Source organism: Mesorhizobium sp. M1338 (assembly GCF_040318045.1).
GTDB lineage: Bacteria > Pseudomonadota > Alphaproteobacteria > Rhizobiales > Rhizobiaceae > Mesorhizobium.
Genome location: NZ_JAMYLL010000031.1, coordinates 11,314 through 22,380 on the forward strand (window position 1 = coordinate 11,314; position 11,067 = coordinate 22,380).

Consider the following 11,067-nt stretch of genomic DNA (forward strand, 5'->3'; position numbering starts at 1 on the left):
GCACCATCAGAACGGTGAAAGCGGGCGCGACCGTCCGCAACGACCGGCCCGAAACGGCTTCCGTGATACTCGTTCGTGCCGCGGAACAGGCAGATGCCATGGTCGTGCCAACCCAATCCATTGCCCTAACGGAATGCTTGTCCGACCTTCTCCTCGTCCAGCCACCTGCGCTGACAGAAGGATTGCGCTCGTGAGCCAGGCGAAAGCAATGACGCGTGACAATGACGAGCGCTTGCCGTATATTGACATAAAGATATCCTTATGTGACATGAAAAGGCTTGTCGCCAAAGGGATAAAAAATGTCGCAGGATTCTGCATCGCTGGACGCATTGTTCGGCCCCGTCGCGGCAAGGCCCGACGGGTCGGAAGTGCTTGCGGCGCTGACGGCGGCGGCGCGCGAACGCATCCTCATCCTTGACGGCGCCATGGGCACACAGATCCAAGGCCTGGGTTTCGATGAAGACCAGTTCCGCGGCGAAGCCTTCGCCGGCTGCGCCTGCCACCAGCAAGGCAACAACGATCTTCTGATCCTGACGCAGCCGCAGGCGATCGAGGAAATCCACTATCAATACGCCATCGCAGGCGCGGATATTCTGGAAACCAACACCTTCTCCTCGACTTCGATCGCCCAGGCCGATTACGGCATGGGCGACGCCGTCTATGCGCTCAACCGCGATGGCGCGCGGCTGGTACGGCGCGCCGCTGTTCGTGCCGAGCAGGAGGATGGCAAGCGCCGTTTCGTTGCCGGCGCGCTGGGGCCGACCAATCGCACCGCCTCGATGTCGCCCGACGTCAACAATCCCGGCTATCGTGCGGTGACCTTCGACGATCTGCGCCTGGCCTATGGCGAACAGCTGCGCGGCCTGATCGACGGTGGCGCCGACATCATCCTGATCGAGACCATCTTCGACACGCTGAACGCCAAGGCGGCTATCTTCGCGGCAGAAGAGATCTTCAACGAGAAGGGCGTGCACCTGCCGGTGATGATTTCGGGCACCATCACCGACCTTTCTGGCCGCACGCTGTCCGGCCAGACGCCGACCGCCTTCTGGCATTCGGTGCGCCATGCCAGCCCCTTCACCATCGGCCTCAACTGCGCGCTCGGCGCCAACGCCATGCGCGCGCATCTGGCCGAGATATCAAGCGTCGCCGACGCCTTCACCTGCGCCTATCCCAACGCCGGCCTGCCCAATGAATTCGGCCGTTATGACGAGAGCCCGGAATTCATGGCCGCGCAGATCGAGGATTTCGCCCGCGAGGGGCTGGTCAATGTCGTCGGCGGCTGCTGCGGCTCGACCCCGGATCACATCCGCGCCATCGCCGAAGCGGTGAAGAAATATCCGCCGCGCGCCATTCCCGACATCGAGCGCAAGATGCGCCTGTCCGGGCTGGAGCCGTTCACGCTGACCGACGAGATTCCCTTCGTCAATGTCGGCGAACGCACCAATGTCACCGGATCGGCCAAGTTCAGGAAGCTGATCACGGCGGGAGACTATGTCGCCGCGCTCGACGTGGCGCGCGACCAGGTCGCCAATGGCGCCCAGATCATCGACATCAACATGGACGAGGGACTGATCGATTCGAAGAAGGCGATGGTGGAATATCTCAACCTGATCGCCGCCGAGCCGGACATCGCCCGCGTTCCCGTCATGGTCGACAGTTCCAAATGGGAGATCATCGAGGCCGGCCTGAAATGCGTGCAGGGCAAGCCGCTGGTCAACTCCATCTCGATGAAGGAAGGCGAAGAGGCGTTCCTGCATCATGCAAGGCTGGTGCGCGCCTATGGCGCGGCGGTGGTGGTCATGGCCTTCGACGAAGACGGCCAGGCCGACACCAAAGCGCGCAAAGTCGAGATCTGCACCCGCGCCTACAAGCTCCTGACCGAACAGGCCGGCTTTCCGCCCGAGGACATCGTCTTCGACCCCAATGTCTTCGCCATCGCCACCGGCATAGAGGAGCACGACAATTACGGCGTCGACTTCATCGAGGCGACGGGAGAGATCACCGGGACGCTGCCGCATGTCCACATTTCCGGCGGCGTGTCGAACCTGTCCTTCTCGTTCCGCGGCAATGAGCCGGTGCGCGAGGCCATGCATGCCGTGTTCCTCTACCATGCCATCCAGCGCGGCATGGACATGGGCATCGTCAATGCCGGTCAGCTCGCCGTCTACGACACGATCGTACCGGCGCTGCGCGAGGCCTGCGAGGATGTCGTGCTCAACCGCGTGCCCAAGGCCGGCGGCACCGCCACCGAACGCATGCTGGAGATCGCCGAACGCTTCAAGGGCACGGCGGGCCAAGAAGCCAAGGAGCGCGATCTCGCCTGGCGCGAATTGCCAGTCGAACAGCGGATCAGCCATGCACTGGTCAACGGCATCACCGAATTCATCGACGCCGACACCGAGGAAGCGCGTCTGGCCGCCGAGCGCCCGCTGCATGTCATAGAAGGCCCGCTGATGGCCGGCATGAACGTCGTCGGCGACCTGTTCGGCGCGGGAAAGATGTTCCTGCCGCAAGTGGTGAAGTCGGCGCGGGTAATGAAACAGGCAGTGGCCGGACTGCTGCCGCACATGGAGGCCGAGAAGCTGGCCAACGCCGCAAACGGCATCGACAATGGCGAGCGCCAGACGGCGGGCAAGATCCTGATGGCAACGGTGAAGGGCGATGTCCACGACATCGGCAAGAACATCGTCGGCGTCGTGCTGGCCTGCAACAATTACGAGATCATCGATCTCGGCGTCATGGTGCCGGCGGCAAGGATCCTGCGGACGGCGCGCGACCAAAATGTCGACATCATCGGACTGTCGGGCCTGATCACGCCGTCGCTCGATGAGATGGCGCATATGGCCGCCGAGATGGAGCGCGAAGGCTTCGACATCCCGCTGCTGATCGGCGGCGCGACGACCAGCCGCGTGCATACGGCGGTGAAAATCCACCCGCGCTACACCAAGGGCCAGACGGTCTACGTCACCGACGCCAGCCGTGCGGTCGGCGTGGTCTCGTCCTTGCTGTCGAACGAGACCAAGGGCGGCTATGTCGACACGGTGCGCGCCGAATACAAGAGGGTCGCCGACGCGCATGCCCGCTCCGAAGCCGACAAGCAGCGGCTGCCGCTGGCCAAGGCGAGGGCAAATGCGCATCAGCTCGACTGGTCTGAATATGAGCCGCCGAAGCCGTCCTTCACAGGCGTGAAGGTCTTCGAGAATTGGGACCTGACCGAAATCGCGCGCTACATCGACTGGACGCCGTTCTTCCAGACCTGGGAGCTGAAGGGGCGCTATCCCAGGATCCTCGAAGACGAAGCGCAAGGACCCGCCGCCCGCCAGTTGTTCGAGGATGCGCAGGCGATGCTGAAGCAGATCATCGCCGAAAAATGGTTTGCGCCGCGCGGCGTCATCGGCTTCTGGCCGGCCAACACCGTCGGCGATGACATCAGGCTGTTCACGGATGACAAGCGCTCAAAGGAACTGGCGACCTTCTTCACCCTGCGCCAGCAACTGACCAAGCGCGACGGCAAGGCCAATGTCGCGCTGTCGGATTTCGTCGCGCCAATGGACAGCGGCAAGCCCGACCATATCGGCGGCTTCATCGTCACCGCCGGAATCGAGGAGGTGGCGATCGCGGAGCGTTTCGAGCGGGCGAATGACGATTATTCGTCGATCATGGTCAAGGCGCTGGCCGACCGTTTCGCCGAGGCCTTTGCCGAGTGCATGCATGAGAAGGTGCGCAAGGAGTTCTGGGGCTACGCGCCAGAGGAATCATTGGCGCCCGACGAGCTGATCGGCGAACCCTATCGCGGCATCCGCCCGGCCCCCGGCTATCCGGCGCAACCCGACCACACCGAGAAGGCGACGCTGTTCCGGTTGCTCGACGGCGAGAACAATGCCGGGGTCCGCCTGACCGAGAGCTATGCGATGTGGCCGGGCTCGTCCGTGTCAGGCATCTATCTGTCGCATCCCGAAAGCTACTATTTCGGCGTCGCCAAGGTCGAACGCGACCAGGTCGAGGATTATGCGCGCCGCAAGGCTATGCCGTTGGCCGAGGTCGAGCGCTGGCTTGGCCCCATCCTCAACTACGTGCCGGCACACCATGCCAAGGCGGCTGAATAGCAGCGGCAGGTTCTGTTGTCGGCCAAGCCAAGCGACAACCACACATCGCCATGGCATCGTCGAGATGCAATGTGCCAATATCGGCATCCGCGCCGGTGACTGGCCTCTGATCCAGGATAGCGATAGACCCAAGCAGTCGTCTTTGCAGTTGGAACGCCGAATGACCCTACTCACACGCCGCGGGCTTTTGAAAACGGCCGCGGTTGCCGGCGTGGGCGGGATAGGGTTTTCGGCCATCGGTCGGCTTGGCGGCTGGGCCTCTGCCACGCCCGAGCCGGTGGTTTTGCAGACGGCAAAGATCCAGGCAAAGCTGATGGATATCGGCCAGACCAGGGATGTACTGACCTACGGCAACGCCGGAATGCCGCCCGTGCTCAGAATGAAAAAGGGCGAGCCCTTTGCCGCGCGTCTTGTCAACGCCATCGACGATCCGACGACCATCCACTGGCACGGTATTCGCGTTCCAAACAAGATGGACGGCGTGCCCTTTCTGGTCCAGCCTTATGTCTACACCGGCGATCATTTCGACTACGCCTTCACTCCGCCCGACGCCGGCACCTTCTGGTACCACCCGCATTGCAACACGCTGACCCAGATGGGCCACGGCCTGACGGGCGTGATCGTGGTCGAGAACCCCGGTGATCCGGAATTCGATGCCGAGATTGTCTTCAATCTGCGCGACTGGCGCCTCGGCGACGACGGTCAGTTCATAGACCTGTTCCGCCCGCGCGATGCCGCGAGAACCGGCACTTACGGCACGGTGCGCACCGCCAACTGGCTCGATCAGCCGCAATATGACGCGCCGGCCGGCGGGCTGGTGCGGCTCAGGGTCGCCATCACCGATGTCACACGCATCTATGCCTTTCGCGTCGACGGCGCCGAGGCGACAGTGATGGCGCTCGACGGCAATCCGGTGCCGCGGCGTTTTTCTCCCGACGCCCTGCTGCTTGGACCCGGCCAGCGCGTGGAGCTGGCCATCCGCATGCCCGACGACGAGGGCGCGATCGTCAGCCTGCGGGACGTCAGGGGCACCAAGCCCAAAGTGCTCGCGACCCTTCGCGCGACGGGAAGCTCGCTCAAGCGTGCCATTCGTGATGTTGCACCCCTGGAGGTCAATCCGGTGGCGGAAGTGGACCTCACCAGTGCCAAGCATATTTCCCTGGCGCTCAGCGCCACGGCGGAAAACGTCCCGAGTGACGGCATCTGTGGTTCGCTTGGCTACAGCTTCTGGGCGATCAACAAGGTGCCGTGGTCAGGCGATACGCCGGATCCAACCGCGCCGCTGGCCGAACTGAAGCTCGGCCGGAGCTATGTTATCGACATGGAAAACCTGACGCCGCAATCCCATCCGATGCATCTGCACGGCATGAGCTTCAAGGTGTTGTCGTCCTCGACGCGCCAGGTTGAGCCGATGATTTCGGATACCTATCTCATCCAGCCCAACGAGAAGGTGAGCCTGGGCCTCGTCGCCGACAATCTCGGCGACTGGCTTCTGCACTGCCACGTCATCGAGCACCAGAAATCGGGAATGACGAGCTATCTCAGGGTGGTCTGAAGCCGCGCCGGACGGTTTCGTTGGCAAAAGGGGGCGTTTCCCTGCTATTGCCGCCTCCAACTCAAGAACCATGGGACATTCCTGCATGACCAATGTCGCCCTGACCGGGCTTGCCCGCGATCTTGCCAGGCGCGCCGCCGAGAGCCGCCCTGTGCGCATCGGCGTCATCGGCTCGGGCGAGATGGGCACCGATCTGGTGACGCAAGGCATGCTGATGAAGGGCATTTCGGTTTGCGCCGTTTCGACACGCCGTCCGCACACCGCGCGCGAGGCCATCCGCATCGCCTATGGCGATGAAGCCATGGCGGTCGAAGCCGACACCGCGTCGAAAGTCACCGCGGCGATCGAGAACGGCAAGATCGCCATCACTTCGAACGAGATGCTGGTCACCAACCCGCTGATCGACGTCGTCATCGACGCCACCGGCAAGCCGGGCGTTGCCGCCGATTTCGACCTGATGGCGATGGAGCATGGCAAGCATCTGGTGATGATGAACGTCGAGGCCGACGTCACCATCGGCTGCTATCTTAAGCAGCAGGCCGACCGGCTTGGCGTCGTCTATTCGGTGGGTGCGGGCGATGAGCCGTCGAGTTGCATGGAACTGATCGAGTTTGCGTCGGCGCTTGGGCTAACCATCGTCTCGGCCGGCAAGGGCAAGAACAACCCGCTCAACCACGACGCCGTGCCGGACGACTATCGCGAGGAAGCGGTCCGCCGCAACATGAACCCGCGCATGCTGGTCGAGTTCGTGGACGGTTCCAAGACCATGGTCGAAATGTGCGCCATCGCCAATGCAACCGGGCTGGCGCCCGATGTGCCCGGCATGCACGGCCCAAAGGCCGACCGCGACGATCTCGCCAAGGTGCTCATCCCGCGCGAGGATGGCGGCCTGCTCACGAAGAAAGGCGTCGTCGACTACACGGTCGGCAAAGGCGTCGCGCCCGGCGTCTTCGTCATCGTCGAGGCGACGCATCCGCGCATCATAGAACGCATGGACGATCTGCATATCGGCCACGGCCCCTATTACAGCCTGTTCCGGCCTTATCATTTGACCTCGCTGGAAGTGCCGCTGACCGCCGCCCGCATCGTGCTGTTCGGCAAGCCTGATATGGTGCCGCTGCCAAGGCCGGTGGCCGAAGTGTGCGCCGTCGCCAAGCGCGACCTTGCCGCCGGCGAGACCTTCGATGCGATCGGCGAGACCTGCTACCGCTCCTGGACCATGACCGTCGGCGAGGCCCGTGCGCAGCGCGCCGTGCCGGTCGGCCTGCTCGAGGGCGGCAAGGTGCTGAAGCCGGTCCGGAAAGGCGAATTGCTGACCGGCGACAATGCCATACCCGACCAGACGACGAGGCTGTTCGCCTTGCGCCGGCTGCAGGACGAGATGCTGTATGGGATGTGATGACCACGCTGGCGCGGTCATTACAAAAGTCTAGATTGTTGTGACAGGTATCGCCAAGGATCGGTCACATGAACCTTCGGATAAGGGATCCGCGCGCACGCGAACTCGCTCTTGAGCTTGCGGCCAAACGCAACACTTCCATGACTAAAGCGGTTATCGAAGCGCTTGAATCAGAACTGAAATGGGAAAGAGGCCGCGCCCCCTTGGCGGAGCGGCTGGCTGTCATCGCCGCCGATCTCAGGGCGAAAGCAGGCGAGGGTGGTCAGGCCGTGAGCAAGGATGAGATCGGCGCCATGTGGGGCGGCGGCCAGAATGACGCCTGACTAGGTGCACACAGGGTTGATCGGTTGGACGGCCTACTGGCAGCCCGGATTTCGTCGTTCGTTTGGATGGATCAGCATAAATATTCGGGATTGGTCGAAGCCTTACCTCCTTCGTCATCCACGGGCGGAGCAGGAGCGAAGCGACGTCGCGGAGACCCGAGGATCCATTCCGTGCCCTTGGCCGAAGGGTGCAGCGGAGCAGAATTCTGCACCGTGGTGACGCGTTTAAAGTCGCGGCATGGATCCTGGGGTCTGCGCTGCGTCGCTTCGCTCCTTGCTGCGCCCCAGGATGACGAAAACCATGTGCATTTCCGCCAAGCCGTCAACATAAGGAGCTAGTGCCTTACTTCCCCAGTTCGATCGATCGCAGCCGCGCAGCCTCCACCGCCTCTGTGAGAAGGCGCGTCAGCCGGTCCTCGCCCATCAGCACGTCTAGCGCCGCGGCCGTCGTGCCATTGGGGCTGGTGACCTGCTGGCGCAACACTCCCGGCTCCTCGCCGCTTTCGGCGGCAAGCGAGGCAGCACCGTAGACGGTCTGCTTGGCGAGCAGCTTGGCGGTTGCCGTCGGCAGGCCGGCCTTCTCGGCGGCCACGGTCAGCGCTTCGATGAAATGGAAGATGTAGGCCGGGCCCGACCCCGACACGGCGGTCACCGCGTCCATCAAACCCTCGTCGTCGATGGTGGCCACTTCGCCGCTCGCCGACAAAAGGTCGGCGACGAAACGCTTGGTGTCGTTGGAAACCAGTCTGTTGGAGAACACCACCATCATGCCCTTGCCGATCGCCGCCGGCGTGTTGGGCATGCAGCGCACGACTGGCGCGCGATTGCCCAGGATGTCCTCGAAGGTGGCGGCAGGCGTGCCGGCGGCGATGCTGACGAAGGTGGTGCGGCCATCGGCGAAGCGCTTGTAGGCGGCGGTGACGTCGCGGATCACCTGCGGCTTCACCGCGATGACGACGAGATCGGGCACGGCATCTGCCGGAATGCCGCTGGCATCGGCTGATGTCGCGCAGCCTAGCGTTTCCGCGCGATTGCGCAGATCGGCTTTGGGCTCGACCACGAAAACCGCCGACGGCGCAAGCTTGCCGGATTTCAGCCAGCCCGAGAGCATGGCGTAACCCATATTGCCGCAGCCGGCGAGAACAAGCCTGATCGTCATCGAAAGCCTCCCAAGGAAGGCCTTCACATAGACGCTGGCTGTTCCGTGGGGAAGCCCCCGTCAGGAGGAACGGGAAGATCGTGCACCGTGATCGGGGTCACGCACGGCCATCGGCCGCAGCGAAACTTGCCTCAGCCCAAGGACGCCGAGCACGAAGAACAGCCAGACCGGGTCGCCGCGATGGAAGAAGAAGCTTTCGAGGAAAGCGTTCAGCGCCGTGAACAGCACCACCATCATGAAGAAGTCGCCGAGAAAGATATTCTCCCTGCGCAGCGGTATGCGCATGTAGTCGCGCAGCGGCGCGATGAGGAAGGTGTAAACCGCCACGCAAAGGGCCGGAATGCCCATCAGCACGGCAATATCGAGATAGCCGTTATGGCCGTGCACGATGGTTCTGATGTCCCACGGCCGGTCGAAGGGCTGGTCCTGGTTGAGCAAGAGCGGCGTGCCCCAGAAGCTTTCATAGCCGTAGCCGGTCCATGGCTTCTTCGCCAGCATGCTGCCGGCGAACTCCCACAGCGTCGTGCGGCCGGTATAGGTCATGTCGGGGAAATAGATCGCCGCCAGATGTTTCACCGGCGGCAGGAAGACGATGCCTAGCGTGCCGACCGCCGTGGCGATGATCGCCAGGGCAAACAGAATCGGCGTGCCGAGCCGCATGCCTATCAGGCTCGGGAACATCACGATCAGGATCGAGAACGGCACCAGGCCGGCTGTTGTCTTTGAGCCGGTGTGCAGCATGAAGATCATCGCCGCGAAGAAGATCCCGGCACCCCAGTACCGTTGCCCGCGCCGGTAGAGATAGAGGCCCGCGAAGCTGAGGCAGGCCATGATTGGGCCGGCGATGTTCTTGTGGGTGAACACGCCGCGCCACAGGCCGGCATGTTCGGGCTCCTGTGAGTCGGCGGTGTGCATCGCCTCGTGCGGAAAGACGATGAGGCCGAGATAGGAAAGGACCATGACCACGACGGCGGTGAAGATGATGACTTTTGAAAAACCTTCGGCGTCGCGCGGCAGCACCAGGATCGTCGCCACCGTCAGGATGCCGATCAGCGTGAAGGAGGCGGCGCGCATCGCAGACGGCGGATCGGTCGCCAGGATCACCGACAGGAAAAAGAAACCCAGCATCAGCATCCAGGACGAGCTGAGCAGCGAGCGCACCACGCGCGGATCGGCAAAGGCCATCAGCGAGAAGATCGACATGGCGCCGAGCGAACTGAAGCCAAGCTGGTTGACGATGTCGCCGCCTTGGTCCGTGAGTTCGGCGCCGGCCGGCTGGAATGGCCGGAAGGACACCATGATGACGGTGAACAGCAGCGCCGCGATGGCGGTGGCCACGCCTTCGCGCGTGAACGCGGCGCGCTCAGTTTTTCTCAGGCTGGCGGTATTGCTCATTGGCATATCCGAATTCGGCCAGCACGCGGCCCAGCGCCACATGGACGGGGTAGATGGCGATCGCCGGTGATCCGGTTCGCGCCAGCCGGATCAGGCCACGAAACGGCGAGGCTGCAAGCAGCGCCAGGCTCTTCAGCAACACCTTGGCGCCGGCGAGTGGCCTGCCGGCGCGTTTCTTCTTTTCGACCAGTGTCGAGATCACGCCGTTGCGCAGGCTGCGGGCGCGGATCCAGTCGGCTTCGATACGCCGGGCCGGAACGGTTTCTTGCACTTCCGCTTCGGCGCACCAGCCAAGCACGAAGCCGCTTTGCGCCGCCCGGCTCAGAAAATCGGAATCACCGCCGCCCATGAAATTGAATTTGAGGTCGAGAAAGGGCGGCCCCATGGCGGTCAGCACGTTGCGTCCGACCAGAAGATTGCCGGAGGAATAGAGCGCGGGCACGCGTCCCGTCTCCCGGTAGGGGGGCGCGAACACCGGGTGGTCTGCCCATCCCGCATGGGCGGGATCGGCAAACACGGGAACCTGCGGGCCGCCGACGATATCGGCGCCGAGCGTCTCGGCCGCCTTGCACATCCGTTCCAGCCACCGCGGATCGGCGATCTCGTCGTCGTCGATGACCAGCAGATGCCGGAAGTTCGGGAACTGCAGGATCGCTGTCTGCCAGCCGGCATTGTAGGCGCTGCAATTGCCGCGCTCATGCGCGATGATGACCAGACCCGGTATCTCGCCGCGCTCGAACAGCGGCAGTGCCGCCTTGGCGCCGGCCCGCGCCTCGGCCTCGTTTTCCATGACGATGACGGCAAAGCGCCTGCCGGTCTGCTGTGCGCGCAGCGACGCCAGCGTTTCCAGCACCTGCTCGGGCCGCTTGAAAGTTGGCAAAGTGACGACCGCTTCGATGGCCTCGACGTCAAGCCGCGGCGAGCGTCCCGCGATCGATACCGAACCGTCCGATGGCAAAGGGATCATCCGTGTCCAGCCACATGGTGAGTTGGGTTCTGGGTAGCACCACGGTGATAAGGTTTCGTTAATCACCTTGCACGGAGAAGCCCCGCAGACAGGGGCTTTCGGTCGTCGAATGTGCTGGCTTAATCAAGGGTTCACCGCACTTTGCTACCGGCTGCACCAC

Annotated in this window: 7 protein-coding genes; 4 read left to right on the forward strand and 3 right to left on the reverse strand. The window is 63.3% G+C overall.

Features of this window, described 5'->3' with window-relative positions; all coding sequences use genetic code 11:
* The first annotated feature begins 299 nt into the window (after positions 1-299).
* The 4 genes from metH (at position 300) to NKH19_RS22980 (ending at position 7,386) form a co-directional block, all read left to right on the forward strand.
* Positions 300-4,109: a methionine synthase gene (gene metH, locus NKH19_RS22965; protein WP_352982832.1), complete on the forward strand. Its 3,810-nt coding sequence runs from the start codon at positions 300-302 to the stop codon at positions 4,107-4,109.
* Between the two features lie 160 nt (positions 4,110-4,269).
* A complete protein-coding gene (locus NKH19_RS22970) occupies positions 4,270-5,664 on the forward strand; it encodes a multicopper oxidase family protein (RefSeq protein WP_352869681.1) in 1,395 nt (464 codons plus the stop codon).
* A gap of 85 nt (positions 5,665-5,749) precedes the next feature.
* Positions 5,750-7,063, forward strand: a complete 1,314-nt coding sequence (locus tag NKH19_RS22975; RefSeq protein ID WP_352869679.1) for an NAD(P)H-dependent oxidoreductase — start codon at positions 5,750-5,752, stop codon at positions 7,061-7,063.
* Positions 7,064-7,131: 68 nt separating this feature from the next.
* Complete coding sequence (locus NKH19_RS22980) at positions 7,132-7,386, forward strand: type II toxin-antitoxin system VapB family antitoxin (RefSeq protein ID WP_352982834.1); 255 nt, start codon at positions 7,132-7,134, stop codon at positions 7,384-7,386.
* Positions 7,387-7,729: 343 nt separating this feature from the next.
* On the opposite strand, the gene proC is transcribed toward NKH19_RS22980, so the two are convergent.
* The 3 genes from proC to NKH19_RS22995 are packed head-to-tail and all read right to left on the reverse strand — an operon-like array spanning position 7,730 to position 10,907.
* A complete protein-coding gene (proC, locus tag NKH19_RS22985) occupies positions 7,730-8,545 on the reverse strand; it encodes a pyrroline-5-carboxylate reductase (protein WP_352869675.1) in 816 nt (271 codons plus the stop codon).
* A gap of 60 nt (positions 8,546-8,605) precedes the next feature.
* Positions 8,606-9,940 carry an O-antigen ligase family protein gene (locus tag NKH19_RS22990; protein ID WP_352869673.1) on the reverse strand — a complete coding sequence of 445 codons (1,335 nt, stop codon included), beginning with the start codon at positions 9,938-9,940 and terminating at the stop codon, positions 8,606-8,608.
* Positions 9,909-10,907, reverse strand: coding sequence for a glycosyltransferase family 2 protein (locus tag NKH19_RS22995; protein WP_352869671.1), 999 nt, complete (start codon positions 10,905-10,907; stop codon positions 9,909-9,911). Before NKH19_RS22995 ends, NKH19_RS22990 begins: the two co-directional genes overlap by 32 nt.
* Positions 10,908-11,067: the final 160 nt, after the last annotated feature.